Genomic DNA, 24,407 nt, shown 5'->3' with positions numbered 1-24,407 from the left:
CGCATGAGGCGAGACACCTGGCTGGGGTTGGGCATCGCGGGCCTGGCCTTCCTGCTGATGTGCGGGGCGCAGTCCGGCGGGATGGAGGATGACGCGGCGTCCGAGGAGGCCGGCGCTCCCGCAGCCTCGAGGCCGGGCACGTCCCAGGCCCAGACGCCCGCGCCGCGCGAGCAGCCGCGGCAGGGGACCGGGGGCTCCGGGGCGAACACGCAGGCCCCCGCCGGGACGGCTGCTGGCGCCGCGCCCGCGCAGGGGCGCGAGGGCGACCTCCCCGTGGCGGATCCGAACAGCCCCAGCGCGGATCCGGACCCGGAGGGCCGCACGCAGCCGCCCAACCCGGGCCCGGAGACGAACACGGGCACGGGGGGCACGGGCAACACGGGGACGCGGGCTCCCGGCGCGGCGAAGGCTCCCGCTTCGGGCGCCTCGCAGGGCGTCGCGGTGGTGGACGCCATCTACCGGGGCAAGGTGCGCTCGGTGTCCGACACGGAGGTCGTCATCGACAACGATGGCTCGCGCCTGCCGCTGGAGATCAGCACGAAGACGCGCATCGTCCGCGACGGTGAGCCCATCCGCGTGACCCAGCTCCAGGAGGGCGAGCGCGTGCGCGCCACCGTGAACCTGGTGGGCCGCAGCCACACGCGGGAGATCGCCGTGCTGACCGGCGCCGAGGCCCGCCGCGACGCCGCGACCCAGCGCCGCCGGTAGCCAGCGGCCCTTGCGTCAGCCGCACGGCTCCGTCCGCGTCTCCCGGACGGAGGTTTCCACCATGACGGTCTACGACCGGTACCGAACCCTGTTGCACAAGCTGGCCCTCGTCCGCGCCCGCGCGCCCGGCGGGGACTCCCCCGAAGCGGACGCGCTGCTCGACACGATGGACGAGGTCTGGGACGCCCTGTCCGACGGCGAGCGCGCCGCCATGGAGCGCGAGCGCGCCCGCCTGGCCCTGGCCGTGGACACGCGCGCCGTGCCCGCGTGAGGCCGAGCCCCGCGTCACTCCCGCAGGGACTCCATGGGCGCCCCCGTGGGCCCATGGGGGAGGCGCGAGGACGGCGGCAGCTCCCGGCGCTGACGCTGGCGCCACACCGCCCGTGAGTAGTCCACCACCGACGCCAGCGACAGCATCGCGACGAGCGCCACGAGCGGCCGCACCAGCGGCGGGTAGAGCAGGACGCACAGCAACACCGCGAGCTGCAGCGTCGTGACGACCTTGCCCAGCATCCGCGCCTTGAGCTCGACGGCCCGCATGTCCGGCCGCAGCCTGGCGACGATGAAGCCGATGGCCGTGCCGATGTCCCGCAGGAGCAGCAGCGTCAGCTCCACCGGGTCGATGAGCCCGTCCAGCAGACACACGATGAAGGCCGTCACCATGAAGGCGCGGTCCGCCACCGGGTCGATGAGCGCCCCCAGGCGCGTGGCCAGTCCCCGGTGCCGGGCAATCCAGCCGTCCAGGAAGTCCGTCGCCGCGGCCACCACCACCAGGAGGGCCCGCACGCGCAGGTCCGACACCGCGATGAACGCCGCGGCGAGCGGCAGTCGCGACAGGGACAGCGTATTGAGCAGCACGAGGCTTGCCCGACGGTGCATGGCCTTCAAAAGGTAGTGCTCGGCCCCCGGGGCGCACCTGTCCGCCCAGACGAGCGTCCGGCGAAGGACTCCTCCGGTGCCCTCGTGGAGCGAGGGACCCCGAGGTCCGCGTGCGGTGTCCCAGGGAGGGCCGGGGCTCCTCCCGGCGCGTCCTCTCCTGGAGCCCGCCCCTTGAACCCGATGGGACCCTTCCGCCCCCTGCTGGCCCTGGCCACCCTGCTCACCGCCGCGCTGTCCCTGGCGAGCTGCGAAGCGGCTGGCCGGGCGAAGGTCGCGGCCCGCGCCCCCACGGAGGAGGAGCGGACGCGCTACCCGTGGCTGCCGGCCTCCGTCCAGGTGCGCTCGCTGGAGGAGACCTTCGCGCCCCCGGAGGGCTACGCGCGCGTGCCGCTGGAGGCGGGCTCCTTTGGCGCCTGGCTGCGCGGCCTGCCCCTGCGCCCGGAGGGCTCCCCCGTGCGAGACTTCCAGGGCCGCACGGTGCTGGCGGCCTCCGACGCCCGGCTGGCGGCGGTGGGGGAGCTGGACGTGGGCACGGCGGACCTCCAGCAGTGCGCGGACTCCATCCTGCGCCTTCATGCGGAGTGGCGCTGGGCGTCCGGCCACCCGGAGCGCATCGCCTACCGCTTCACCAGCGGCCACGTGGCGTCCTGGCCCCGGTACGCGGCCGGGGACCGGGCGCGCGTCTCCGGCTCGAAGGTGACGTGGGTGCCGGAGCGCGCGGCGGTGGACCGCTCGCGGGCGGCCTTCCGCGGCTACCTGAACCTGCTCTTCACCTACGCGGGCACCCTGTCGCTCCAGGCGGAGGGCGCCCGGCCCACGCGGGAGCAGCTTCGCCCCGGGGACTTCTTCGTCCTGGGCGGCAGCCCCGGCCACACGGTGCTCGTGCTGGACGTGGCCACCAACGCGAAGGGGGAGCGCGTGGCGCTCGTGGGGCAGGGCTTCACCCCCGCGCAGGACTTCCACGTCCTGGCGGGACGGGACGGGCCCTGGTTCCCGCTGGAGGGGGAGCACCTGGCCACGCCCTTCTGGGCGCCCTTCCCCATGACGTCCCTGCGGCGCCTGCCGTCGCCCTGATCGGCCTGGAAACCTGAAGCAGCAACGACGTGCGGCCGGGGGGACGGGCCCCCTCCCGGTGTGTCCCCTGGCGGACGGGGAGGCCGCGAACGGAGGAGGCCCGAGGGTTCTGCTGGAATCGACGGGGGGGAGGAGGCAGGTTGCGACGTGGAGTGTTGTCCTGCCGTCAACGGCGGGCACACCGACGTCGGGCCCGTCCCCCACCGCGTGCCCGCCAGCCTAAAGGGAAGGGCAGTCCGTCCCCCGAGCCTCCACCATGTCCTCCGCCGCCGTGTCCGTGCCCACGTCTTCCCCCAGGGCCAGCATCCTCCTTGTCGACGACACGCCCGGGCACCTCCTGGCGCTGGAGGGCATCCTCGCGCCCCTGGGGCAGCGGCTGGTGCGCGCCTCGTCCGGACGCGAGGCGCTGCGGCGCGTGCTGGACGAGGACTTCGCCGCCGTCCTGATGGACATGAACCTGGGCGACATGACGGGCGTGGAGGTGCTGGGCCTCTTGCGCGAGCGCGACCGCAGCCGGCGCACGCCCGTGCTGCTGATGACCGCGGGCGACGGCGACGAGCAGGAGTGGCTGGCGGCGTACGCGCACGGGGCGGTGGACTACCTGCGCAAGCCGCTGCGGCCTGAAATCCTCCTGGCGAAGGTGTCCATGTTCGTGGAGCTGCACCTGTCGCGCGAGGCCGTGCAGCGGCGCGAGGAGTCGCTGCGCGAGCGCGAGCGCAACGCGCTGGAGGCCGTCCACCGCGAGCGGCTGCACGCGTTCTTCATGCAGGCCCCGGTGGGCATCTCCATCACGCGCGGGCCGGACTTCGTCTTCGAGCTGGCGAACCCCTACTACGAGCTGCTGGTGGGCCGGCGGGTGACGCCGGGCCAGGCGCTGATGGACGCGTTCCCGGAGCTGGCGGAGCAGCCGGAGGTGATGGAGGTGCTGCGCGGGGTGGTGCGCACGAAGCAGCCCTTCGTGCGGCCGGAGTTCGAGGTGAAGCTGGTGCGCGACGGCCAGCCGGACTCCGTCTTCTTCAACGTCATCTACCACCCGATGCTGGAGGTGGACGGCACCGCGTCCGGCATCATCACCCTGGCCACGGACGTGACGGAGTTCGTGCGCGCGCGCCGGCACACGGAGGCGCTGGCGCAGGACCTGCGCAGGCAGCAGGCCGCGCTGGCGGACAGCGAGCAGCGCCTGCGCCTGGCGCTGACGGCCACCCAGTTGGGCACCTTCGACATGGACGTGGTGACGGGCGAGCTCCGGTGGGACTCGCGCTGCAAGGCGCTCTTCGGCCTGCCGCCCGACGCGGAGTCGTCCTACGAGCTGTTCCTCGCGGGCCTGCACCCGGAGGACCGGGAGGCCGTGCAGCGCGCGGTGGCGCTCAGTTGGGACCCCAGCGGCAAGGGCGACTACGACGTGGCCTACCGCACCGTGGGGTTGAAGGACGGCGTGGAGCGCTGGGTGCGCGCCACGGGCCGCACGCACTTCCAGGACGGCGCGCCGGTGCGCTTCGTGGGCACCGTGCAGGACATCACCGCGCGCAAGCGCGCCGACGCGGAGCGGGCCCGGCTGATGGCGGGCGAGCTGCGGCGCACCGAGCAGCTCCGCGGCCTGTCGCGCGCGAGCCTGGCGCTCAACGCGGCCGGCAGCGTGCCGGCCATCCTGGACCTGGTGACGCTCAAGGCGCGCAAGCTGATTGGCGCCAACCAGTCCTTCGTGCAGGTGGCGGACGGCCGGGACGCCCCGCCGCTCGCCGCGCTGTCCGCGGCGGGGCATGAGCCGCTGGCGCCGGGCGCCGCCCAGCCGGGCGTGGACGAGCGCGGCCTCTTCGCCCGGGTGTGCCAGGAGAACCGGCCGCTGCGCCTGACGCGCGAGGAGCTGCGCCAGCACGCGGCCTACGCCGAGGCGCCCGCCGCGCCGCCGCCCGCGCTGCCCCTGAAGGGCTTCCTGGCGGTGCCGCTGGTGGGACACGACGGCCGCAACCTGGGCCTGGTGCAGGTGTCCGACAAGGTGGAGGGCGACTTCGACGCGGAGGACGAGACCATCGCCGTGCAACTGGCGCAGATGGCCAGCGTGGCGCTGGAGAACGCGCGCCTGTACGAGACGGCGCAGGCGGAGCGGCGCAACCTGTTCGCGGTGCTCAAGCAGTTGCCCGCCGCCATCACCGTGCTGCGCGGGCCGGACCTGGTCTTCGAGATGGCCAACGACCTGCGCCTGAAGCTCACCGGGTCCCGGCCGCTCCTGGGGCTGACGGTGCGCCAGGCGCTGCCGGAGCTGAAGGACCAGGGGCAGGTGGCCCAGTTGGAGCACGTCTACCGCACCGGCGAGACCTACCGCGGCCACGAGGTGCCCATGCGCCTGGTGCGCGACGTGGGGCAGGAGGCGCCCGAGGGCTACTTCAACCTCACCTTCCAGCCGCTGCGCAACGCCGAGGGCAAGGTGGACGGCATCGTGTCCGTGTCGTGGGAGGTGACGGAGCAGGTGCTGGCGCGCCGGCGCATCGAGGCGCTGGCCGCGGAGCTGAAGGAGCGCGAGCAGCAGTTCCGCACGCTGGCGGACTCCATCCCCCAGTTGTCGTGGATGGCGGATCCGGACGGGCGCCTCTTCTGGTTCAACCAGCGCTGGTACGACTACACCGGGACGTCGCCCTCGCAGGTGGGGGAGAAGGACTGGAACGAGCTGGTGGACCCGGAGGATGCCGGGCGCGTGCTGGAGCACTTCAACGCGGCCCTGCGCGAGGGGACGCTGTGGGAGGACCAGTTCCGCCTGCGCCGGGCGGACGGCAGCTACCGCTGGTTCCTGTCGCGCGCCATGCCCGTGCGGGACGGCGAGGGGCGGATCGCCCGCTGGTTCGGCACCAACACGGACATCGACGACGAGCGCCGCACGCTGGAGAGCCTCAAGCAGGCGGAGGAGGAGATCCGCCACCTCAACACGGGCCTGGAGAAGCGCGTGCGCGAGCGCACCGCCCAGCTCCAGGAGGCGAACAAGGAGCTGGAGTCCTTCAGCTACTCCGTGTCGCACGACCTGCGCGCGCCCTTGCGGCACATCACCGGCTTCGCGCAGTTGCTGGAGCGGCGGGCGGGAGCGAAGCTGGACGACGTGTCGCGCGGCTACCTCTCCACCATCGCGGGCGCGGCGAAGCAGGGCGGCACGCTGGTGGATGACCTGCTCGCGTTCAGCCGCATGGGCCGGGCGGAGCTGCGTCAGTCGCGGGTGGACCTGGGCCAACTGGTGGAGGAGGCCCGGCGCGATCTGGTGCCGGAGGCCCACGGGCGGCAGGTGGAGTGGAGGGTGGGGGGCCTGCCCACGGTCGAGGGCGACCCGGCGCTCCTGCGGCAGGTCATCCACAACCTGTTGGCGAACGCGCTGAAGTATACCCGCCCCAAGCCGGAGGCCCTCATCGAGGTGGGGGCGCAGGAGACGGAGGGCGAGGTCGCGGTGTGGGTGCGCGACAACGGCGTGGGCTTCGAGATGCAGTACGTGGACAAGCTGTTCGGCGTCTTCCAGCGCCTGCACACGGCCGAGGAGTTCGAGGGCACCGGTATCGGGCTCGCGAACGTGCGGCGCATCGTGTCGCGCCATGGTGGACGGACCTGGGCGGAGGGCGCCGTGGGGCAGGGCGCGACCTTCACCTTCACCCTGCCCCGGGCTTCTCCGTTGGAGAAGAAAGTCGAGACGCACGCGTGATCGAGCTGAAGCGGATCCTCCTGGTGGAAGACAGCGCCAATGACGTGGCGCTCACGCTGGCGGCGCTGGAGGAGGTGCACCTGGCCAACGAGGTCGTGGTGGTGCGCGACGGGCAGCAGGCGCTGGACTACCTCTTCCGCAAGGGCGAGTACGCGAACCGGCAGGACGGCCACCCGGCGGTGGTGCTGCTGGACCTGAAGCTGCCGAAGGTGGACGGGCTGGAGGTGCTGGAGAAGGTGAAGGGCGCCCCGGAGCTGAAGGCGGTGCCGGTGGTGATGCTCACCTCGTCGCGCGAGGAGCGGGACCTGGCGCGCAGCTACGGCCTGGGGGTGAACGCCTACGTGGTGAAGCCGGTGGCCTTCCCGGACTTCGTCTCCGCGCTGCGCGAGCTGGGGTTGTTCTGGGCGGTGGTGAACCAGCCGCCGCCGGGCGCTCCTGGCGCATCCGGAGCGCCCAAGTGAGCGCTCGCGGCGGTGCCGCCGCATTGGACCTGACGCCCCTGCCCTCGGCGCAGCGGCCCCTGTCCATCCTCTTGCTGGAGGACAGCCCGCTGGACGCGCAGTTGGTGGCCGCGCAGTTGGAGGAAGGCGGGCTGCCTTCGACGTTGGAGTGCGTGCAGGGGCGGGCGGCCTTCGTCGCGGCGCTGGAGAAGGGGCGGTTCGACCTCATCCTGTCCGACTACAACGTGCCGGGCTTCGACGGGATGAGCGCGCTGGAGGCGGCGCAGGCGGTGTGTCCGGACACGCCGTTCCTCTTCGTGTCCGGCGCGCTGGGCGAGGACCGCGCCATCGAGCTGCTCAAGCGCGGCGCCACGGACTACGTGCTGAAGGACCGGCTGGAGCGGCTGGGCCCCAGCGTGCGGCGGGCGCTGCGCGAGGCGGAGGGGGTGCGGCTGCGCAAGCGCACGGAGGAGGCGCTGCGCCGCTCCGAGGAGCGCTACCAGTTGGTGGCGCACGCGAGCTTCGACGCCATCTGGGACCTGGAGCTCCAGACGGACGCGATGCACTGGATTGGCGACGCGACGGAGGAGGTCTTCGGCTTCCCGCTGGAAGAGGTGGGCGCGGACGGGGGCTGGTGGCGCCGGCACATCCACGGCGAGGACCGCGAGCGGGTGCTGTCGGGGCTGCAGCGGGCGTTCGACTCGGACGAGGACCGGTGGCAGGACGAGTACCGCGTGCTGCGCAAGGACGGGGGGTACGCGTACGTGGCGGCGCAGGGCTCCATCCTGCGCGGAGAGAACGGGAAGGCGCGGCGCATCGTGGGCGCCATGCGCGACATCACGGAGCGGCGGCGGGCGGAGGAGGAGCGGCAGAAGCTGGTGCACGAGGCGCAGGCGCGGGTGGAGTTCGAGCAGCAGCTCATCGGCATCGTCAGCCACGACCTGCGCAACCCGCTGGGCGCCATCCTCACCGGCGCGTCGCTGATGCTCCGGCGCGACGACATCCAGCCGTGGCACGCGAAGGCGGCGGCGCGCGTGCTGTCCGCGGCGGAGCGGGCCACGCGGATGATCCGCGACCTGCTGGACTTCACGCAGGCGCGCATGGGCGGCGGCATTCCGGTGCACGCGGCGCCGTGCGACTTCCACGCGCTCACGCTGCAGGTGGTGGAGGAGGCGCGCACGGCGCACCCGGAGCGCACCATCCAGGTGGAGCAGGAGGGGGACGGGCAGGGGGCGTGGGACTCCGACCGGATGGCGCAGGTGCTGTCCAACATCCTGGGCAACGCGCTGAAGTACAGCCCGGAGGACACGCCGGTGCGCGTGGAGAGCCGGGGCGAGCCGGACGCGGTGGTGGTGCACGTGCGCAACGGGGGCGACCCCATCCTCCCGGAGATGCTCCCGCGCATCTTCGAGCCGCTCCAGCGCGGGACGACGGTGGGGCGCTCCGAGCGCAGCATCGGGCTGGGGCTCTACATCGTGCGGCAGTTGGTGCTGGCGCACGGCGGGACGGTGGACGCGCGGTCGTCCGCGGCGGAGGGCACGGTGTTCACCGTGCGCCTGCCGCGGCTGCCGCCGAAGGAGCCGGCCGCTCCGGCGCCGGAGTAGGGCGCCTCAGGGCAGGTCGGTTCCCCCCAGGAACAGCACGTCGTTGCAGCGCCGGATGCGCGCCCAGGTGTGGAGGCCGCCGCGCCAGAGGCCGTACTTCTGGAGGGACTGGAGCCCGTACAGGGAGCACGTGGGCGTGTAGATGCACTGCCGCTTCCAGCGGTGGGGCACCGCGTGGCGGTACAGCAGGATGAGCGCCACCGCGACGAGGCACAGCGGGTCGAGCCACCAGGGCAGGCGCGTGGGCCGGGGCGCGGGCGCGGCCTGGAGCTCGCGGGACGCCTCGGGGAAGAGGGCGAGCGCGGAGTAGGGGTTGCCTTCCCAGGGCGGAGGGCCCGGGTTCATTCCTGCTTCGTCCGCTCGAAGACGCACACCAGCCAGGAGGCCGCCGTGGTGCCACAGCCCTTGGTCGCGGTGACGGCGCGGTACTCGCTGGAGTGCAGCTTCCAGCCCTGCGCGGCGTAGTTGTTGAGGAACTTCGCGAAGTCACCGCAGCGCTTGGGGTTCCAGCCCGGGTCGGTGCTGTTGCAGCCGGGGGCGGGCGGGACAAAGGCATCCACGTGATACTCGTACATCCAGGGCTCCTTCGGGGTGTCTGGGATTGGCGGCGGATGCTGTCTCAGGCCCGCCGCGTGGCAAGAATTCATGCTCCAGTCCATTGCGTGGGTTTGGCCATACCCCATGCGTGGGATGGCTTGAGTCGAGACGGGCCGGCAGGCTCGCGTGGGACGCCGCGGATGGGTTTCACGTGCCTGCCTGGCGGACGGACAGGCGGAGCCGCCTGACTCCGGCTGGGGACCCGCGCGGGGTAGGATGCGGGGCTGGCCTCATCGTGGAAGGTGGACGCATGTCGAAGCCGCTGGAGGTCGTGAACGCCGTGCTGGACGCGGGCTTCGAGGGCCTGGGGCCGCTGTGCAGCGCGACGGCGCTGGCGGACGAGTACCTGCGCGACACGCGCTACGCGGACCACGGCGCGCGCGTCGACTCGCTCATCCACTGGGAGACGGGGAAGCTGTTCACCACGGGCTTCCTGTCCGGGCTGGGCGGCCTGCTCACCCTGCCGGTGGCGCTGCCCGCGGGCCTGGGCGTGTCGTGGGCGGTGCAGGCGCGGCTGGTGGGCGCCATCGCCCGCATCCACGGGCACGACGTGGAGGAGGACCGCGTGCGGACCCTCACGCTGCTGGCCATCGTGGGGGACCTTGGAAAAGAAGTGGTGAAGCAGGCCGGCATCGAAGTCAGCCAGCACCTGGGCATGCGCGCGCTGGAGGCCGTGCCGAAGCAGGCGCTGAGCAGCATCAACCGCGCGGTGGGCTTCCGGCTGGTGAGCAAGGCGTCGCGGAAGGGCGTCGTGAACCTGTCCAAGGTGGTGCCGCTGGCCGGTGGGCTGGTGGGCGGCGCGGTGGATGCGCTCGCGTGCCGCGCGGTGGGGGCCACGGCCCGGCGGTTGTTCTCACCGGGGCCGGGGGCCCTGGCGCCCGTGTCGCCTGGATGACCGGGCGCGGGGCTTGTCGTTGACGGTGGGCCCTGGCGCTGGAGTCATCCGGGCGCATGGGCCGCCTCCTCGTCCTCCTCGTCGCGCTGGGCCTTTCCGTGGGGGGCTGCCGGCGCTCGTCCGAGGAGGCGGGCGCCGGGGGCCGCACGCGCATCGTCTTCAAGTTCCAGCCGCTGTGGGGGGACCCGAAGCCGTTCCGTGAGCTGCTGGCGCGGTATGAGCGCGCCAACCCGGACGTGGAGCTGGTGACGGAGGCGCTGCCGAACGCGTCCGACCTGGCGCACCAGTTCTTCCTCACGTCGTTGCAGGGCGGGGCCACGGACTTCGACGTGCTGGTGGCGGACGTCGTCTGGGTGCCGGAGTTCGCTCGCGCGGGCTGGGTGGCGGACCTGTCCGAGGAGTTTCCTCCCGCGCGCCTGCGCGAGGAGTTCCTGCCCGGGCCGGTGGACGCCGTGGTGATGAACGGGCGCACGTACGCGGTGCCCTGGTACGTGGACGTGGGCGTCCTCTACTACCGCACGGACCTGGTGCCTCGCGCCCCGCGCACCTACGAGGAGCTGCGGCGCTTCACCCGCGACGCGATGGCGAAGGCGCCCGGCCTCCAGGGCTACGTGTGGCAGGGCCGGCAGTATGAAGGCCTGACCTGCAACGTGTACGAGGCGCTGTGGGGGCACGGCGGGCAGTCGCTGGGCGCGGACGGGCGCGTGCTCCTGGAGACGGAGCCCGCGCGCGAGGCGCTGGCGTACCTGCACGGGCTCATCGCGGACGGGCTGTCTCCCCCGACGGTCACGGGCTTTGGCGAGGAGGAGTCCCGGCGCGTGTTCCAGGAGGGCCGCGCGGTGTTCATGCGCAACTGGCCCTATGCGTGGAGCGAGGCGCAGGCGGAGGGCTCGCCCATCCGGGGCAAGGTGGGCATCGCGCCGCTGCCGACGAAGGATGGGCAGCCGGGGTGGGGGACGCTGGGCGGGTGGCAGCTCGCGGTGAACGCGCACGTGCCGCCCGCGCGGCGCAAGGCGGCGGCCCGGCTCATCGCGCACCTGACGTCCCCGGAGGCCAACCGCGTGCTGGCGCTGCACTACGCGCGCAACCCGCCCCGGCTGGCGCTGTATGACGACCCGGAGCTGCGCGCGGAGCAGCCGTTCATCGCGAGCCTGAAGGAGGCGCTGGTGCGGGCGCGCCCCCGGCCGGTGACGCCGTACTACCTGCTCATCGCGGATGTGCTCCAGAGCGAGTTCTCCGCCGCCGTGGCGGGCCTGCGGACTCCCGAGGTCGCGCTCACGCGGGCGCAGAAGCAGGTGGATCATCTGACGGGTGAGCGGCCTCCGGAGGAGGAATGAGGGGCGCGGGTTCGCAGGCTCGGGAGCGGCGGCAGGCGTACCTGCTGGTGGCGCCGGCCGTGTTGGTGCTGGCCGTGGTGGCGCTGTACCCGGTGCTGGCGGCGGTGTGGCTGAGCCTGCACCGGTTCATCCTGGTGTTCGGTGAGCGGCGCTTCACGGGGCTGGAGAACTACGCCTACCTGATGGGGGACGCGCGCTTCGGGTCCGCGCTGGGGAACACGGCGTACTTCACGGCGGTGGCGGTGGCGGTGGAGCTGCTGCTCGCGGTGCCGCTGGCGCTGCTGCTCAACCGCGCGTTTCCGGGGCGGGGTTTGCTGCGCGCGTCGGTGCTGGTGCCGTGGGCGATCCCCACGGTGGTGAGCGCGCGGCTGTGGGCGTGGATGTTCAACCCGGACTACGGGCTCATCAACCGGATGCTGGGTGGGGCGGAGATCAACTGGCTGGGCGCGCCGGGGTATGCGTTGCACGCGGCCATCCTGGTGGACGTGTGGAAGACGACGCCCTTCGTGGCGCTGCTGGTGCTGGCGGGGCTGCAGGGCATTCCGGAGGACCTCTACAAGGCGGCGCGCGTGGACGGGGCGTCGGAGTGGCGGCGGTTCCGGTCCATCACGTTGCCGTTGCTCAAGCCCGCGCTGCTGCTGGCGGTGCTGTTCCGGTCGCTGGACGCGTTCCGCGTGTTCGACGCCATCTACGTGCTGACGGAGGGCGGGCCCGCGAACACGACGGAGACGCTGAGCATCTACGCGTACAAGACGCTGATGCGCTCCGGGGACTTCGGGTACGGCAGCACGCTGTCCGTGGCGACGTTCCTGTGCGTGGTGTTGCTGGCGGTGGTGTGGCTGCGCTGGCTGGGGCGCGAGGAGGGGCGGCGATGAGGCGGCCGGGGCTGGGCACGGCGCTGGCCGTGGTGGCGTTCCTCACGTTCTTCCTGGGGCCGTTCCTGTGGCAGGTGCTGACGAGCCTGTGGCCGGACGGGGAGCTGACCCGGCCGTGGCCTTCGCACCTGACGGGGGCGAACTACGAGAGCGTGTTGTTCGGCCGTCCGTTCCTGTGGGCGGTGTTGAACTCGCTGGTGGTGGCGACGCTGACGACGGTGTTCTGCCTCACGGTGGGGGCGTCCGCGGCGTTCGCGCTGGCGAAGCTGGAGTTCCGGGGGAGGGGCCTGCTGCTGTCCGCGGCGCTGGGCGTGTCGATGTTCCCGCCCATCGCGACGGTGAGCCCGCTGTACCTCATCCTCAGCGCGGTGGGCCTGCGGGACAGTCTGGTGGGGCTGGCGCTGCCGTACACGACGTTCGCGCTGCCGCTGACGCTGTGGGTGCTGACGTCATTCTTCCGCCAGCTCCCGGACGAGCTGTACCGCGCGGCGCGGGTGGACGGGTGCACGCCGGTGGGCGCGTTCCGAAGGGTGCTGTTGCCGCTGGCGGCGCCGGGGCTGGCGACGACGGCCATCCTGGTCTTCATCTTCGCGTGGAACGAGTTCCTCTACGCGCTGACGTTCCTGTCCACGCCACAGAAGCGCACGGTGCCGGTGGCCATCAGCCTCTTCGCCAGCGAGTACAAGGAACCCTGGGGCGAAATCGCCGCCGCGTCGGTGGTGGCCACGCTGCCGCTGGTGGTGCTGACCGTATTGTTCCAGCGGCGCATCGTGTCCGGGCTCACGGCCGGCGCGGTGAAGGAATAGGCCTACGGACGGCTTCGCGCGCGGGGCAGCCAGTAGTCCGGGCGGCGACGCAGGTGCGCGATGGCGAGCACCACCACGTCCTTGTCGCGAACGAGGTAGGGCAGGGCGAAGGGGTACTCCGGTAGCAAGAAGCGGCGGATGGGCGGCGTGTGCAGGAGGTCCGGCCAGAGAGGCCATCGGTCCGGGTGCTCATGGATGGAGGCCATCGCTTGATGCATGGCTCCGACAAAGTGGCTACCGAGTCCTGTGCGTTGGTTCTCGTACCACTTGGCGACCTTGAGCATCTCCGGCTTGGCGGCGTGATGCAGTCGGGTGCGCATGGGAGCACCTATCGCCGCATTCGCTCCAACTCCTCATTCACTTGTTTTCGTACGTCGTCCCAATCGACGAGCTCCGCCGTGCCGTCGAGGACTTCCTGCGCGCGGCGGCTGATTTCCTCGCCCCAGGCTGCCTCGGCATCCGAAGTGGCCACACCTTCATCCAGGCTGTCGAGCAGCTCATGGGCGAGCCGTCTGCGGTCCTCCGGTGAGAGTCGCAGGGCCTGGGCAAGCAACTGGTCTCGGGTAGCCATCTTCCTCATTGTAGCGCCTCCATGCGTCACGTGCTCGCGCAGCGGAGGAGCCTTCCTACCTGGAGGGTCTGACAGCTACCGGCCTACCGCCTCGACCTCCGCCCAGAGGCGCTTGTCCTCGAGCGCCGTGTCCAGGGGGGCCCGGCGCTCCGCGATGCGCAGGAGCACGGCGGCCAGTTGGTCCAGGTGCATGGGCTTCAGCTTGTGCAGCAGCGGCAGCTTGCCCAGCGTGTGCAGGATGCCGGGCGGCGCGTGGTATTCGCCCTCCAACGCCGGGGGCCGCACCATCGTGTAGGGGATGCCGCTCTCTCGGACGATGCGCTCCGCTTCCGCCTTGGCCTTGAGGTACGCGCCCACCGGGCTGCCCGCGCCTACCGACGTGAGCAGGATGAAGTGGTCCACCCCCGCCGCCTTCGCCGCGTCCACCAACTGCCGCGTGGTGCCGATGTCGCTCGTCTCGTAGGTGTCCCCGGCCGCGAAGCGCTTGCGCATCGTGCCGATGAGCTGGAGCACCGTCGTGCTGCCCTTCATCGCCTCCACCAGCGCGGGCCCGTCCGCCAGCTCCAGCACCGCCTTCTTCGGCCAGTGGTTCGCGGGCTCCGTGTTCGCGCTCCTGGGGCGCACGTGCGGCGTCACCGGCACGCCCCTGGCCAGGGCCTGCCGCATCAGCGTGCGGCCCGTCGCGCCCGTGGCGCCCGCGACGAAGAGATGACGAGGAGCTGCGCTGCTCATGGCGATGCCTCCCGGCCGCGAACCTCGCGGCCCCTGGACGCACTTCTTGAGCACACGGCCCGCCCCTTGCCCACTGTTTCCAGGGGCCACGCGTGAAAGCGGACAGCCGGCCCCTAGCGGTTCGCCTGCTCGGCCTGGACCTCGCGCGCCCTCGTGAGGTCTTCCAGGAAGATGGCCTCCAACTGACGTGCCGCCTCCACGTCCTCCAGGACCAGCGAACCTTCCTCCAGCAGATTGAACGACAGCGCGTCGTAGTTGATGGACCCCACCAGCACGAGCCGGTCATCCACCAGCATCGTCTTCGCGTGCATCATCGCCGGCTGGTACTCCCAGAGGCGCACGCCCGCCGCCCGCAGCGTGTCGTAGCTCTGGCGCTGGAGCACCGTGATGGCCCGCTGGTCGTTCTTGTCCCCCGGCGCCAGCACCCGCACGTCCACGCCCGCGCGGGCCTTCTCCACCAGCAGCGCCGTCAGCGCGTCGTTGGGCGTGAAGTACGCCTGCGAAATCCACAGCCGCTTCTTCGCCGCCTTCACCATCAACTGCGTCAGCCGCTCCGCGCGCGTCACCTCCGGGTTCGCCGTGCTGCTGACGAAGGCCGCCCAGCCTTCCCCCGCGGCGTCCAGGCCGGGCTGCGCCACCGACAGCGTGGGGAAGTCCGTCGGGGGCAACAGCTCGCCCGTCGTCTCCTGCCAGTTCTCCGCGAACGCCTGCTGGAGCTGCGACACCACCGGGCCCTGGACCCGCACGTTGGTGTCGCGCCACTCCTTCTCGTTGCGCACGTCGCCCAGCCACTCGTCCTGGATGGCGAGCCCGCCGGTGATGGCCACCTTGCCGTCCACCACGACGATCTTCCGGTGGTTGCGCGCCAGGTTCTCGTCCGCCGGCAGCGGGCGGAACAGGTGGGCCTCACAGCCGATGGCCTCCAGCCGGGGCTTCACCTCCGTCTCGAAGGGGCCGCTGCCCAGCGGATCCACCAGCACGCGGCAGTGCACGCCCTCGCGGGTCCGCTCGGCCAGCGCTTCAATCATGCGGTCGGACGCGCGGCCCGGCCTCCAGATGAACATCACGATGTGGACGGAGGCGCGGGCCCGGGCGATTTCTTCCACCATCACGTCGAATACGGCGCCGTTGTTCGCCCACCGGATGCGGTTGCGCGGCTCCATCCGCACGCCCGTCGTCTGGTACAGCGCCGATGCGAAGCCCGCCCCACGCGAACCCACCTGCCCCGTGAGCTGGAATGGACGGGACGACTCCTTCGAGTTGCACGCGGACGGACATCCCGCGAGCAACAACGCCCCCATGACTCCCCCCCACCATCGTCCGCCCTTGCTCACGTCCGGTGCCCGCGCCTCCTGTCCTTCAGGGGTAGGCACCCCCGGGTGACGTGTCACCCGTGAGCGCGAGACAAGTGTTCTCTGTCCACGGAGTGGGTGTGCGCGCAGGGTGACGAGGTAGGCATGTCGATCCTCCGCGACGTGGGCCGTCTCTTTCGACGAAACCCCCGCTGTCCCCCGAAAGGTCCGTCCCATGGCCCGCTACCTGATGCTGCTGCACGAGAACCCCGCCACCTTCGCCGCCATGTCTCCCGCCGAGCTGCAGGCCATCGTGGAGGAGTACGCCCGGTGGAGTGACGGGCTGCTCCAGGAGGGCCGCCTGCTCCAGGGCGAGAAGCTGCGCGACGAGGGCGGCCGGCGCCTGACGCGGCAGGGCGGCCAGGTGCTCGTGTCGGACGGGCCGTACGCGGAGGTGAAGGACGTGGTGGGCGGCCTCTTCATCCTGTCCGCGGATTCGTATGACGCCGCCGTGGCCCTGGCCCGGACGTGCCCGCACCTGCGCTACGGCGGTGAAGTCGAGCTGCGCGCCATCGAAGAGGTCTGACGCCGTGTCCTCCGCGACGCAGGCGCTGGAGCTGGCCTTCCGGCAGTGGTCCGCGGGGCTCGTCGCGGCCGTGGCCCGGCGCGTGGGGCTGGGGCGGCTGGACCTGGCGGAGGACGCGGTGCAGTTCGCCATGCTCCAGGCGGCGCGGACGTGGGGCTTCCACGGCATCCCGGAGCAGCCGCGGGCATGGCTGCTGCGCGTGGCGCTGAACCGGCTGACGGACCTCCTGCGGCAGCGCGCGCCGGAGGTGCCGGAGGGCCCGGACGCCGAGGAGGAGCAGGCCGGGCCTCCGGAGGAGCCCACGCGCTTCGCGGCGGAGCTCCCGGATGATGCGCTGCGGTTGCTGTTCGCGTGCTGTCATCCGGCGCTCTCCCGCGAGACGCAGGTGACCCTCACGCTGAAGGTGGCGTGTGGCTTCTCCGTGCGCGAGGTCGCCGCCGCGCTGCTCGCGGACGAGCCCACCGTGGCGCAGCGGCTGGTGCGCGCGAAGCGGACGCTGCGCGCCTGCCGGGCCACGCTGGAGGTGCCCTCGCCCGAGTCGCTGCCGGAGCGGCTGGGCGCGGTGCACGCCGCGCTCTACCTGCTCTTCAACGAGGGCTACGAGGCCTCCGAGGGCCACGACCTGTCCCGCGCGGAGCTGTGCCTGGAGGCGCTGCGCCTGTCGGAGGTGTTGCTGGCGCACGCGGGGACCGCGACGCCGGAGGGCCATGCGCTGGCGGCGCTGTTCTGCTTCCGCGCCGCGAACCTCCCGGGCCGCGTGGATGCGCGGGGCGCGTTCGTGCCGCAGGAGGCGCGAGCCGGGACGGAGCCGTCGCCCCTCTGGATGGCGCGCGGGCTCTGGCACCTGCGCGCCTCCATGGGGACGGTGCTGACGCCGCTGCACCTGGAGGCGGAGATCGCCCTCGTGCACGCGAAGACGTCCACGCCGGGGCCGGAGGACAGCGCCCGGTTGCTGCGGCTGTACGACGCGCTGCTCGCCCTCAAGCCGTCGCCCATCGTCGCGCTGTCGCGGGTGGTGGCGCTGTCGCGGGTGCGCGGGCCGGCCGAGGCGCTGGAGGCGTTGGGGCCCTTGCGCTCGGAGGCGGTGCTGCGGCGATACCCGTACCGCTTCGCCGTGGAGGGCATGTTGTTGGAGCAGGCAGGGGCGCGGGGGAGGGCGGCGGACTGCTTCCGTCAGGCCGCGGCGCTGGCCCGCACGCCGCCGCAGCGGGAGTACCTGCTCTCCCGGGCCCGCGCCTGCGAGTAGGAGCGCGCGTGCTACCGTCCCGCTCTCGTCGAGTCACCGGGAGCGGGCATGTCGCTGAGCACGTCGGAGGACTTCAAGTCGGACCTGGGCCTGGAGCCCCGTCACCTGCTGCCTGTCGTGTCCCGGCTGGAGGACTTCGTCCGGCCGTTCTGCGCCGCGCTCGACGCGTTCCATGCGGACTGGAGCGGCTGGGGCAAGGCCTCGTACTTCTTCACGGGCAAGCAGGCGTGGGCGGACGCGAAGCTGAAGGCGCTCGATACGGCGGAGCACCTGCTGTACCGGCTCTGCGACCTGGAGCAGGAGCGGCTCGCGCACTCGAAGCCGTCGCGGCTGCTGTTGATGCGGCTGCTGGTGGAGATCCAGGAGGCGCACATCGAGCTGGTGGACTACGTCCACACGAACGACCTGAAGCTCTACACGCCGGACCGCGGGACGCTGGGGACCGCCGCGCTGAACCAGTTGGACGCGGACTGGGATGCGCTGCGCAACGGCACGGGCGCGGTGAAGCTGCCCACCGGGGCGCAATACGCGCGCGGCAACCGCGAGGTGCGCGCCATCCACGCCCGGCTGCTGTCCCGTGCGCATGGCCGGGAGTTGATGCGGTGGATCCTCAGGGACACGGAGGCGGACCCGGAGTGGCCGGTGACGCTGGTGTTGACCCAGGCCTTCACGCCCTCCGCCAACTTCCGGCAGAAGGTGGAGGTCAACAAGCAGCGGCTGGTGGCGACGTCCGATGAGCTCACGCGCTTGAAGGCCGAATACGAAGGGATGAGCCAGGAGCTGACCCGCATGGAGGAGGACGCGCGGCAGGGCAGTGAGAGCTGGGGCGAGCTGCGCAAGCGCCTGGCGTCGTCGTCGAGGACCTACGCGGACCTGGGGGCCCGGCGCGATGCCGTGGACACGCGCATCGGGAAGCTGGAGGTGGAGCTCGGCTGGTACGACGAGGACGGCCACGGCGAGGACTACCTGCTGAGCGAACCGGCGCCAGGGCTCGCGGGCAAGGGTTCCGGACGCGGCTCCCGGCTCAGCCTGCGCTCCGGGCTGCGCGACAGCACGCAGCGCAACTATTCCCGCGACCAGCACCCCATCCCCGCGCCCGCGTTCATCGTCTACGGGCACGAGCTCATCCACGTCCTGCAGAACCGCCATCCGACACGCATGGTGCTGCAGCCTCAGGCGTACGCGCGCGAGCACACGAAGCACGGCTACAGCAACACTACGGAGCACGAGACCATCCGCGCGCTGCGCAAGCAGCGCACGGCGCAGCACCTGCCGTTCTACGAGAACCAGCTCCGTGACGAGCACCAGCTCACGAAGCGCAAGCACCACACGGGGACGTCCGCCTTCGAGCTGGGCGAGACGGACTGAAGCGCACGCGCTACTTGCGCTGGTCCCCCGGAGGCGTGGCCACCCCCTCACGCCCCAGCTCCAGCATGGTGGCGCTCTCTGACGGAAGGGGCGGGTCGCATCGTCCCGACCTTTCCGTCGCTGAGTCAGGACGCCATCCGCACGGAGCCGCGCCTGCTGCGCAAAGTGCCGGGCTGAGTGTCAGACGTGTGTCCTTTGCTCTCCTCGGAGGTGTCACTCCCAGGGAGCGTGGATGCGAATGACGCGAAGTGGGGCTGTCTGGCTGTGGCTGCTGTTGCCGGTCGCCGCATGGGCCGAGGACGTTCCGCGGGTGCCGCCCGTGGAGGAGGAACGGCGCACATGGGACGAGGCCTGGCGCAACCTGCTGCGCGTGGAGGCGACAACGCTGGCCTTTCTGCCGCGCGTGGGCGTCGGCTCGAGCGAGGGCTTCCTCCAGGTGGAGCCGACACTCATTCTCGACGGAGGCGCGGAGTTCGGCCTCAACCTGGGCGCGCCCGTGCGGTTGCGGCTCTGGGGTGGCGGAGGGGACGCGGGCTTCGTGCGACGCGAGGACTGGGACAGCCTCTCTGATTGGGGCCAGCTCGTGCGCGGCCTCAAGCTGGGCTCGGATGCTGCGCCGGTGGGCGTGTGGCTTGGCGCCTTGGAGGACTACAGCCTGCTGTCGGCGCATCTGGTGCGCCGCTACTCCAACCGGACGAACCCGGACCACCACCCGGCGGGAGGCTTCCTCACCGGAACCGCGGGGCCGCTCTATATGGAAGCCTTCGCCTCGGACGTGTTGGGCGCGCGGTTGATGGGGGCGGAGGTCGCGCTGGACGTGGGGCGCGTTCTCCTTGGCGCTGCTCAATCGCCGGGGGGGTACTCGCTCGCAGTTTCCGCCGTGCACGACTGGGGACGAGCCGGAGGCCGCGCGCCGTCCGTGACGCTGGCGCACCTGGACGCAACGGCGGTGGTGCTGAGGCGTCCGGGGCTGGAAGCGCACCTGCTGGCGGGCTGGGGAGGACGGCCGGGCGTTGGAGGTGCCTGGGGCGCGGTGCTGGGCATGGGGGCGGATGCGGTGGCCTCCGCGTGGGATGTGTCGGTGCGCCTGGAGGCGCGCAGGCAGCAGGGCGGCTTCCGGCAGGGCTTCTTCGGCCCGGACTACGAGCTGGCGCGCTTCCAGTCCGTGGGCACGGAGGGCGTGCCGCTGGCGTCCGTTCCCCTTCCGGACGGGTCCTCGCTCCAGGCCGAGGCTCGTGTGGGCTGGGATGCCGTGGACTATCGCGGCCTGCAACGGCACCTGATGGTGTCGCTGAGCGCGGAGGCCTTCTCCTGGGGCCGCCTGGACGCGGACGGGCGCGTGGCGGTGCAGCTCCTGGAGCGCAGCCTGGAAGTGGCGGTGAAGGGGCTGGGCGTGGGCTTGGGCCAACCTGGGGCGCGCTACCTGGGCGCGGCGGAAGCGCGCTGGCGAGTCATGGAGGGGACGCTCTACGCGGTGGCCACGGGTGGCACGCTCCTGTTCCCAGTAGGTGACGGGACGCTGCGGCCGGGGGCTTTCGCGTCGGTGGGCCTGGGGGTGGACAATGCGCGCTGAAGTCCTGCTCGGGTGCGTGGCCCTCTTCTTCACCGGATGCGCTTCAGTGCCGCATGCGCCCGGAAGGACGCTGAGCTACACGTCCTCCACGGCCACGGACTCCCCTGGGGGATGGGTATCGAACGAGATGCCACGTGCATCCGCTCCGGTGCCGAGCGTCACTTCCAATGAGGAAGCGCCGCCGCTGTACCGCCGCAAGGCCGTGCGCGAAGTGGTGACCGGGGCAAGCCCTGTTCGCAGGGTGGCCATGGCGGACGTCACCTCCCCTGACGATTCGCAGCCGGACGTCTGGGAGCGGTTGCTAGCGAACGCGGGCCTGGAGGCGCGGGACGAGCGCCCTCTGGGAGGGGGGCTGACGCCTGGGCAAGCCGCGCGTCTGCTGGATGTGCTGGTGGGCAAGCCCGTCACGTTGAGCGCCTTCCCACCTCGCATGGCCGTGGGCTTCATCCTGCGCGAGGTGATGGAGGAAGGCGAAGTCACGCGACAGGCGCTGTTGCGGCGGGTCGAGCGCTTCTCCCGGGAACAGATCGCGGTGTTGCGACCGGACGGCTCTCTGGCGTGGGCCCTCACCGGGCGCACGCAGCAGCGGGTGGCGACGGTCGAATGGAAGGACGGCGCCTTCCGTGCGCATGGTTTCGAACTGGGCTGCTTCTACAGCGGCAAGGGCGGTGTCTTCCGCGCAGTGGACGCGCAGCTCCAAGTCTCGGATTGGCGGCCCATGGCCGAGGTGTACGACGACGCGGACGTCATCAGTCGCACCCTGGATGGCGCGGAAGATGCGTTCGTGGAGCTGTACCACGCACTGGGCCAGTTGCTGACGCGCCCCGTGGACAGTCTCACGGGGCTGAGCAACCTCCCAACGGGTGTGGCGGCGCTCATCGCGTCCTCGCCCGTGTACTGGGAGCGCTTCCAGTCCATGACCCGTGGCGAGCAGATCCGCGAGGTGTCGCGGCTGACGACGGGCCTGATCATGACAGGGGGCGCGGCTTCGGCCACGACGCGGACGTTGAAGGGGATGGCAGTAGGCGCGGAGGCCACGGTGCCGGTGTTCTCGCTGTCAGCGGAGGGTGTGCTGGCGTTGGAGCGCGTCGCGGAGCCAGCAGGGCGGGCGGCGGTGGCACTCAGCGGCGGCCCTGGGGCAGCCATCATCCTCCAGCGGGCGAACACGGCTTCGAAGGGAGGATCGCCTTCCCAGGGGCCAGGGCAGTGGGGGCCCGTGAAGGAGTCCATGTCCACGCGTGCTCGGCGCTACCAGGAGCAGATCACAGGACACTCCGCGGATGAGGCCTACTGGGTCGGCGGCACCAGCACGCAGGTTGGCGGCGTGAGGTTCGACGGCTTCAAGGATGGCGTGCTGGTGGAGGCCAAGGGACCCGGCTACGCAAAGTTCTTTGATGGCCTTGAGCCCAAGGAGTGGTTCCGGAACTCCGGAGCACAGATGCTCGTTGAGCAAGCAGAGCGCCAGAGCAGAAAAGTTCGTGGCATGGGAATTCCCGTCCAGTGGCATGTCGCGGAGAAGGCGGCCGCCGATGCCTTCCGCGAACTCTTCAAGAACGCTCGTGTTGTGGGAGTCGAAATCGTCCACACCCCAGCTTTCTGAGTGGATACCCTCATGCTCGTGAAGCTCGACTCAGAGACCTATCCCGATACCTGCTTTGCAGGTGCCTACTGGGGGCCGCGAAAGGAGTCTCCCGAGCAGTGCGCCCGTCGCACAGCGGGCTTCCTCAATCTCCTGGCGAAGTGCGATCCGTTCCTGGCCCACTGGTACAAGCCCGCCAGGTCGCGCAAGGACGCGCGCAAGCATCCCCTCATGCCGCCCGACATACCTACGCTCGCTGAGATGTTTCGGCGAGGCGCCAATCGGGAGAAAGGGGGGCCTGTCTTTGAGGACCTGGGCTTTAGCTTCTGGTTCGACAACGGCGGAACCAGTCGTGATGTTGCCGCCCTGCGCATCCACTGCGGTGGATATGCGGAAGCGTTTTCCAACTCCTGTTTCTTGTCGCTCCCCAGCCAGGGCGCGAACGCGGAGCGTATCTTCACGGCGTCCGTGCTGGCCGAGGTGGTGCGCAGCATGGCGCTGGCCTGGGAACCGGAATGGGTCTCTGCCCTGTCCCGCACGCATCGGGACCTGGACGACAAGGACGGCAAGGCCGACGTGTGGCTTGGCTGGGTGACATACCTCGCTCGCCATCGCGGCAGTGTGCCGCCACTCCCCGCCCCGGTGCGAATCGAGCCAGTCGAGGGTAGCGGCACCCTGATCATCCTCACGCCGGAGCGCTTCTCAGTGGCCAACCCGGACCATGTGGCGCTGGCGCGGCGAGTGCGCGAGTTGCTGGTCAGGGCGGGTCTCATGCCGCCCATTTCGGTCTGAGATTCCAGTCCGCTGCCAGGTGGAGACCTTCGCGGAGGAATACTCCGTGGGGGCCTGCGAGGCGGACGCGCAAGGAGTCTCCCGAGGACTGCGCGCGTCGGAGCAGGCGATGCTCACGGAGTCATTCCTGCGAGAAGATAGGGGGTGACGGTGCGTCCTGAGTCATCGCTTCACCCCCGCTTGTCCCCCGGAGGCGTGGCCACCACCTCCCGCCCCAGCTCCAGCATCGTGGCGCTCTCCGACGGGTCGGGCCGCTTGTCCCGCAGCGTGACGAACTCCTCCGCCGCCGTGGGGTGGATGCCCACGGTGGCGTCGAGCTGCTTCTTCGTCACGCCGCACTTCAGCGCCACCGCGAGCCCCTGGATGATCTCCGGCGCGTCCGCGCCCACCATGTGGAAGCCCAGCACGCGCTCCGTGCCCCGCTCCACCACCACCTTCATCATGGAGCGCTCGTCCCGGCCCGTCAGCGTGTGCTTCATGGGCCGGAAGCTGGAGACGTAGACGTCCACCTTGCCGTAGCGCTCCATGGCCTCGCGCTCCGTGAGCCCCACCGTGCCCACCGGCGGCTGGCTGAAGACCGCGGACGGGACGTTCTCGTGGTCCATCGTCACCGGGTTGTTCCGGTACAGCGTCTCCACCATCGCGCGCCCCTCCGCGATGGCCACCGGCGTGAGGTTGAGCCGGTCCGTCACGTCCCCCACCGCGTAGATGCTCTCCACCGAGGAGCGTGACTGCGCGTCCACCACCACCGCGCCGCGCTCGTTCAGCTTCACGCCCGCCTCCTCCAGGCCCAGGCCCTGCGTGTTGGGAACGCGGCCGGTGGAGTACAGCACCGCGTCCACCTCCAGCGTGTCCCCCATGCGCGTCAGCAGGCTGAGCGTGCCGTCCTCGCGCTTCTCGATGTCCTGGACGAACGTCTCCGGGCGGATGTCCACGCCCTTCTTGCGCATCTCCTGCGTCAGCGCCGCGCGGATGTCGTTGTCGAAGCCGCGCAGCACCGTGTCGCCGCGGATCAGCATGGTCACCTTCACGCCCAGCGCCGCGAAGATGCCCGCGAACTCCACGCCGATGTAGCCGCCCCCCACCACCGCCACCCGGCGCGGCAGCTCGGGCAGCTCCAGCGCCTGCTCGGAGGTGAGCGCGTGCTCGATGCCCGTCACCTCCGGCAGGTAGGGCCGGCCGCCCGTGGCCACCAGGATGCGCTCCGCCGTGTAGCGCCTGCCCGCGACCTCCACCGTGTGCGCGTCCACCACCCGGCCCCGGCCCTCCACCAGCGTCACGCCCGCGTCGCGCAGGAGCCGCCCGTAGATGCCCGTCAGCCGCTCCAGCTCCTTCGCCTTCGCCGCCTGGAGCTTCTTCCAGTCCAGCGCGGGGCCGTTCACCGTCCAGCCGTAGCCCGCCGCGTCCTCCATGTCGTAGCGGTAGTGCGCCGCGTACACGAGCAGCTTCTTGGGCACGCACCCGCGCAGCACGCACGTGCCGCCCACGCGCCCCTCCTCGCAGATGGCCACCTTCGCCCCGGAGGCCCCCGCGCGCCGGCTGGCCGCCACCCCGCCCGACCCCGCGCCCACTGTGAACAAGTCGAAGTCGTAGCCAGCCATCCGGTGTCCTCCTTGCGTCAAAAGTGATGTTTCAGCGCTCCGGAGGGAAGGAACCCTGCCGGGCCCCGCCCGCAGGGCTGCTCCCCGGGGTCCGAAGCGCCTCCTGCTTCGGCTGCCCCCGATACATTCAAGCTCCCTCTCGCACGGGAAGGGGGGATATCCTCACGGACAGGGCG

24 protein-coding genes are annotated in these 24,407 nt (G+C 71.5%); 16 read left to right on the top strand and 8 right to left on the bottom strand.

Annotated elements, in window-relative coordinates; all coding sequences use genetic code 11:
• Nucleotides 1-3 precede the first annotated feature (3 nt).
• Together K8556_RS34255 and K8556_RS34250 are read left to right on the top strand one after the other, a co-directional pair.
• The gene (locus K8556_RS34255; protein ID WP_223744321.1) at nt 4-708 is read left to right on the top strand and encodes a hypothetical protein; all 705 of its coding nucleotides are present in this window, start codon (nt 4-6) and stop codon (nt 706-708) included.
• 61 nt (nt 709-769) lie between these two features.
• Nucleotides 770-979 carry a hypothetical protein gene (locus K8556_RS34250; protein WP_223744320.1) on the top strand — a complete coding sequence of 70 codons (210 nt, stop codon included), beginning with the start codon at nt 770-772 and terminating at the stop codon, nt 977-979.
• Between the two features lie 14 nt (nt 980-993).
• On the opposite strand, the gene K8556_RS34245 is transcribed toward K8556_RS34250, so the two are convergent.
• The gene (locus K8556_RS34245) at nt 994-1,587 is read right to left on the bottom strand and encodes a CDP-alcohol phosphatidyltransferase family protein (RefSeq protein WP_223744319.1); all 594 of its coding nucleotides are present in this window, start codon (nt 1,585-1,587) and stop codon (nt 994-996) included.
• Nucleotides 1,588-1,767: 180 nt separating this feature from the next.
• Here K8556_RS34245 and K8556_RS34240 point away from each other — a divergent pair, with 180 nt between their 5' ends.
• The 4 genes from K8556_RS34240 (at nt 1,768) to K8556_RS34225 (ending at nt 8,381) form a co-directional block, all read left to right on the top strand.
• Nucleotides 1,768-2,661 (top strand): DUF4846 domain-containing protein, encoded by an 894-nt coding sequence (locus tag K8556_RS34240; protein ID WP_223744334.1) that lies wholly within the window; start codon nt 1,768-1,770, stop codon nt 2,659-2,661.
• 256 nt (nt 2,662-2,917) lie between these two features.
• Nucleotides 2,918-6,337: a PAS domain-containing protein gene (locus K8556_RS34235; RefSeq protein ID WP_223744318.1), complete on the top strand. Its 3,420-nt coding sequence runs from the start codon at nt 2,918-2,920 to the stop codon at nt 6,335-6,337.
• Nucleotides 6,334-6,798: a response regulator gene (locus tag K8556_RS34230; protein WP_223744317.1), complete on the top strand. Its 465-nt coding sequence runs from the start codon at nt 6,334-6,336 to the stop codon at nt 6,796-6,798. Before K8556_RS34235 ends, K8556_RS34230 begins: the two co-directional genes overlap by 4 nt.
• Complete coding sequence (locus K8556_RS34225; protein WP_223744316.1) at nt 6,795-8,381, top strand: ATP-binding protein; 1,587 nt, start codon at nt 6,795-6,797, stop codon at nt 8,379-8,381. The genes K8556_RS34230 and K8556_RS34225 overlap by 4 nt, the downstream gene beginning before the upstream one ends.
• Nucleotides 8,382-8,387: 6 nt before the next feature.
• On the opposite strand, the gene yidD is transcribed toward K8556_RS34225, so the two are convergent.
• Both yidD and K8556_RS34215 read right to left on the bottom strand, forming a co-directional pair.
• Complete coding sequence (gene yidD / locus K8556_RS34220; protein ID WP_223744315.1) at nt 8,388-8,726, bottom strand: membrane protein insertion efficiency factor YidD; 339 nt, start codon at nt 8,724-8,726, stop codon at nt 8,388-8,390.
• Nucleotides 8,723-8,956, bottom strand: coding sequence for a DUF4177 domain-containing protein (locus K8556_RS34215; protein ID WP_223744314.1), 234 nt, complete (start codon nt 8,954-8,956; stop codon nt 8,723-8,725). Before K8556_RS34215 ends, yidD begins: the two co-directional genes overlap by 4 nt.
• A 272-nt stretch (nt 8,957-9,228) precedes the next feature.
• On the opposite strand from K8556_RS34215, the gene K8556_RS34210 reads away from it, so the two are divergent.
• From K8556_RS34210 to K8556_RS34195, 4 genes are read left to right on the top strand one after another with little or no spacing between them, the layout of a single operon-like run.
• A complete protein-coding gene (locus tag K8556_RS34210) occupies nt 9,229-9,873 on the top strand; it encodes an EcsC family protein (RefSeq protein ID WP_223744313.1) in 645 nt (214 codons plus the stop codon).
• A gap of 56 nt (nt 9,874-9,929) precedes the next feature.
• Nucleotides 9,930-11,210 (top strand): ABC transporter substrate-binding protein, encoded by a 1,281-nt coding sequence (locus tag K8556_RS34205; RefSeq protein WP_223744312.1) that lies wholly within the window; start codon nt 9,930-9,932, stop codon nt 11,208-11,210.
• Nucleotides 11,207-12,085, top strand: coding sequence for a carbohydrate ABC transporter permease (locus K8556_RS34200; RefSeq protein ID WP_223744311.1), 879 nt, complete (start codon nt 11,207-11,209; stop codon nt 12,083-12,085). Before K8556_RS34205 ends, K8556_RS34200 begins: the two co-directional genes overlap by 4 nt.
• Nucleotides 12,082-12,891, top strand: a complete 810-nt coding sequence (locus K8556_RS34195) for a carbohydrate ABC transporter permease (protein WP_223744310.1) — start codon at nt 12,082-12,084, stop codon at nt 12,889-12,891. The genes K8556_RS34200 and K8556_RS34195 overlap by 4 nt, the downstream gene beginning before the upstream one ends.
• A 2-nt stretch (nt 12,892-12,893) precedes the next feature.
• On the opposite strand, the gene K8556_RS34190 is transcribed toward K8556_RS34195, so the two are convergent.
• The 4 genes from K8556_RS34190 to K8556_RS34175 form a co-directional block, all read right to left on the bottom strand.
• Nucleotides 12,894-13,211, bottom strand: coding sequence for a type II toxin-antitoxin system RelE/ParE family toxin (locus K8556_RS34190; RefSeq protein ID WP_223744309.1), 318 nt, complete (start codon nt 13,209-13,211; stop codon nt 12,894-12,896).
• An 8-nt stretch (nt 13,212-13,219) separates the two neighbouring features.
• The gene (locus K8556_RS34185; RefSeq protein ID WP_223744308.1) at nt 13,220-13,471 is read right to left on the bottom strand and encodes an addiction module protein; all 252 of its coding nucleotides are present in this window, start codon (nt 13,469-13,471) and stop codon (nt 13,220-13,222) included.
• 66 nt (nt 13,472-13,537) lie between these two features.
• Entirely contained in the window at nt 13,538-14,194 is a 657-nt protein-coding gene (locus K8556_RS34180; protein WP_223744307.1) for an NAD(P)-binding oxidoreductase, read from the bottom strand.
• A gap of 113 nt (nt 14,195-14,307) precedes the next feature.
• Nucleotides 14,308-15,495, bottom strand: a complete 1,188-nt coding sequence (locus tag K8556_RS34175) for a phosphatidylserine/phosphatidylglycerophosphate/cardiolipin synthase family protein (RefSeq protein WP_223744306.1) — start codon at nt 15,493-15,495, stop codon at nt 14,308-14,310.
• A gap of 226 nt (nt 15,496-15,721) precedes the next feature.
• Between K8556_RS34175 and K8556_RS34170 the strand changes: the two genes are divergently transcribed.
• From K8556_RS34170 to K8556_RS34145, 6 genes are all read left to right on the top strand, one after another.
• Complete coding sequence (locus tag K8556_RS34170) at nt 15,722-16,072, top strand: YciI family protein (RefSeq protein WP_223744305.1); 351 nt, start codon at nt 15,722-15,724, stop codon at nt 16,070-16,072.
• A 4-nt stretch (nt 16,073-16,076) separates the two neighbouring features.
• On the top strand, nt 16,077-17,318 hold the full coding sequence (locus K8556_RS34165; RefSeq protein WP_223744304.1) for a sigma-70 family RNA polymerase sigma factor: 1,242 nt from the start codon (nt 16,077-16,079) through the stop codon (nt 17,316-17,318).
• Nucleotides 17,319-17,366: 48 nt separating this feature from the next.
• On the top strand, nt 17,367-18,686 hold the full coding sequence (locus K8556_RS34160; RefSeq protein ID WP_223744303.1) for a hypothetical protein: 1,320 nt from the start codon (nt 17,367-17,369) through the stop codon (nt 18,684-18,686).
• Between the two features lie 232 nt (nt 18,687-18,918).
• Complete coding sequence (locus K8556_RS34155) at nt 18,919-20,259, top strand: hypothetical protein (RefSeq protein WP_223744302.1); 1,341 nt, start codon at nt 18,919-18,921, stop codon at nt 20,257-20,259.
• A 16-nt stretch (nt 20,260-20,275) separates the two neighbouring features.
• Complete coding sequence (locus tag K8556_RS34150; RefSeq protein ID WP_370640010.1) at nt 20,276-21,859, top strand: Tox-REase-5 domain-containing protein; 1,584 nt, start codon at nt 20,276-20,278, stop codon at nt 21,857-21,859.
• Between the two features lie 12 nt (nt 21,860-21,871).
• Nucleotides 21,872-22,630: an immunity 52 family protein gene (locus K8556_RS34145; RefSeq protein WP_223744300.1), complete on the top strand. Its 759-nt coding sequence runs from the start codon at nt 21,872-21,874 to the stop codon at nt 22,628-22,630.
• A 170-nt stretch (nt 22,631-22,800) separates the two neighbouring features.
• Here the strand turns inward: K8556_RS34145 and gor are convergent, their stop codons facing one another.
• Nucleotides 22,801-24,231 carry a glutathione-disulfide reductase gene (gene gor / locus K8556_RS34140; protein WP_223744299.1) on the bottom strand — a complete coding sequence of 477 codons (1,431 nt, stop codon included), beginning with the start codon at nt 24,229-24,231 and terminating at the stop codon, nt 22,801-22,803.
• Between the last annotated feature and the right edge of the window lie 176 nt (nt 24,232-24,407).

Origin of the sequence: Corallococcus sp. AS-1-12 (assembly GCF_020036995.1) — a bacterium.
In the GTDB taxonomy this organism is placed as follows: domain Bacteria; phylum Myxococcota; class Myxococcia; order Myxococcales; family Myxococcaceae; genus Corallococcus.
The sequence above is the reverse complement of the archived record's forward strand: the minus strand, read 5'-3'. Positions and strand labels throughout refer to the sequence as shown.

What these genes read in the sequence shown, in the direction of transcription:
- K8556_RS34205 (WP_223744312.1), top strand. Translation starts at nt 9,930, where the DNA reads ATGGGCCGCCTCCTCGTCCTCCTCGTCGCGCTGGGCCTTTCCGTGGGG.
- K8556_RS34255 (WP_223744321.1), top strand. Translation starts at nt 4, where the DNA reads ATGAGGCGAGACACCTGGCTGGGGTTGGGCATCGCGGGCCTGGCCTTC.
- yidD (WP_223744315.1), bottom strand. Translation starts at nt 8,726, where the DNA reads ATGAACCCGGGCCCTCCGCCCTGGGAAGGCAACCCCTACTCCGCGCTC.
- K8556_RS34180 (WP_223744307.1), bottom strand. Translation starts at nt 14,194, where the DNA reads ATGAGCAGCGCAGCTCCTCGTCATCTCTTCGTCGCGGGCGCCACGGGC.
- K8556_RS34160 (WP_223744303.1), top strand. Translation starts at nt 17,367, where the DNA reads ATGTCGCTGAGCACGTCGGAGGACTTCAAGTCGGACCTGGGCCTGGAG.
- K8556_RS34190 (WP_223744309.1), bottom strand. Translation starts at nt 13,211, where the DNA reads ATGCGCACCCGACTGCATCACGCCGCCAAGCCGGAGATGCTCAAGGTC.
- K8556_RS34155 (WP_223744302.1), top strand. Translation starts at nt 18,919, where the DNA reads ATGCGAATGACGCGAAGTGGGGCTGTCTGGCTGTGGCTGCTGTTGCCG.
- K8556_RS34145 (WP_223744300.1), top strand. Translation starts at nt 21,872, where the DNA reads ATGCTCGTGAAGCTCGACTCAGAGACCTATCCCGATACCTGCTTTGCA.
- K8556_RS34215 (WP_223744314.1), bottom strand. Translation starts at nt 8,956, where the DNA reads ATGTACGAGTATCACGTGGATGCCTTTGTCCCGCCCGCCCCCGGCTGC.
- K8556_RS34195 (WP_223744310.1), top strand. Translation starts at nt 12,082, where the DNA reads ATGAGGCGGCCGGGGCTGGGCACGGCGCTGGCCGTGGTGGCGTTCCTC.
- gor (WP_223744299.1), bottom strand. Translation starts at nt 24,231, where the DNA reads ATGGCTGGCTACGACTTCGACTTGTTCACAGTGGGCGCGGGGTCGGGC.
- K8556_RS34200 (WP_223744311.1), top strand. Translation starts at nt 11,207, where the DNA reads ATGAGGGGCGCGGGTTCGCAGGCTCGGGAGCGGCGGCAGGCGTACCTG.
- K8556_RS34250 (WP_223744320.1), top strand. Translation starts at nt 770, where the DNA reads ATGACGGTCTACGACCGGTACCGAACCCTGTTGCACAAGCTGGCCCTC.
- K8556_RS34210 (WP_223744313.1), top strand. Translation starts at nt 9,229, where the DNA reads ATGTCGAAGCCGCTGGAGGTCGTGAACGCCGTGCTGGACGCGGGCTTC.
- K8556_RS34185 (WP_223744308.1), bottom strand. Translation starts at nt 13,471, where the DNA reads ATGAGGAAGATGGCTACCCGAGACCAGTTGCTTGCCCAGGCCCTGCGA.
- K8556_RS34240 (WP_223744334.1), top strand. Translation starts at nt 1,768, where the DNA reads ATGGGACCCTTCCGCCCCCTGCTGGCCCTGGCCACCCTGCTCACCGCC.
- K8556_RS34245 (WP_223744319.1), bottom strand. Translation starts at nt 1,587, where the DNA reads ATGCACCGTCGGGCAAGCCTCGTGCTGCTCAATACGCTGTCCCTGTCG.
- K8556_RS34235 (WP_223744318.1), top strand. Translation starts at nt 2,918, where the DNA reads ATGTCCTCCGCCGCCGTGTCCGTGCCCACGTCTTCCCCCAGGGCCAGC.
- K8556_RS34170 (WP_223744305.1), top strand. Translation starts at nt 15,722, where the DNA reads ATGGCCCGCTACCTGATGCTGCTGCACGAGAACCCCGCCACCTTCGCC.
- K8556_RS34175 (WP_223744306.1), bottom strand. Translation starts at nt 15,495, where the DNA reads ATGGGGGCGTTGTTGCTCGCGGGATGTCCGTCCGCGTGCAACTCGAAG.